This is a genomic window from Dyella sedimenti (assembly GCF_022760995.1).
In the GTDB taxonomy this organism is placed as follows: Bacteria; Pseudomonadota; Gammaproteobacteria; order Xanthomonadales; family Rhodanobacteraceae; genus Dyella; species Dyella sedimenti.
Map to the genome: position 1 here is coordinate 1 of NZ_JAKWJO010000020.1, position 868 is coordinate 868.

Here is an 868-nt window from a genome sequence, read left to right on the forward strand (position 1 = left end):
AGAGCCGCTAACAAAACTCCGGAAGATTCCGTAAGCAGATGATCGAGCAGGCAAGCGACAGCCACGCCAGATGGATGTCGATGCGGCGCTCGAAGCGGATGCGCAGCTTGCCCATTCCGGCGAACCAGGCATGCGTGCGCTCGACCACCCAGCGATGCCGACCCAGTCGGTCGTTGCGCTCTATGCCCTTGCGAGCGATGCGAGGGGTGATGCCCCGTTGCTTGAGATGCTCGCGGCAGCGGTCGATATCGTAGGCCTTGTCGGCGTGCAACTTGCCTGGCCAACGCCGTGGACGCCCGGCCTTGCCGGCGATCGCCGGCAAGGCGTCGACCAGTTCCTCGAAGACCACCGAGTCGTGCCGGTTGGCTCCGGTCACACAGAACGCCAGGGGAACGCCGTTGCGATCGACGATCAAATGCCGCTTGCCGCCGAGCTTGCCGCGATCGGTCGGGTTCGGCCCGGTGTACGCGCCCCCCGGGGGGAAGCCACACTGGCCGCGTCCAGGCTGACTCGGCTCAGGTCCAGCCTGTCGGCTCGGCGCAGTTCGGCCAGCAGGACCTGATGCAGGCGATGCCAGACGCCGGCGGCCTGCCAGTCGCGCAACCGGCGCCAACAGGTCATGCCGCTGCCGTAGCCAAGTTCCAGAGGTAATTCTTCCCATGGGATGCCGGTACGCAGGACATAGACGATGCCGTTGAGAGCTTGCTGGTCGCTGACGCGCGGCCGCCCGCCCTTGGGCGAGGGCTTTACTGACGGGACCAGCGGTTCGATGCGCTTCCACAGCGCGACGGGGATCTCTTTGCGACGGGCCATGCTGCAATTTTGCCACCCGCGAACCAGCCTTCAACCCGGTTTTGTTAGCGGCTCT

The 868-nt window shown here is 65.6% G+C and carries 1 protein-coding gene; it reads right to left on the minus strand.

What is annotated here, in order from left to right; genetic code table 11:
- Window positions 1–7: 7 nt before the first annotated feature.
- Window positions 8–813 (minus strand): IS5 family transposase gene (locus MJ605_RS19220; RefSeq protein WP_243043155.1). Its coding sequence is split into 2 segments (ribosomal slippage): window positions 8–483 and window positions 483–813, totalling 807 coding nucleotides; the frame shifts between segments, so codons are not numbered across the junction.
- Window positions 814–868 lie beyond the last annotated feature (55 nt).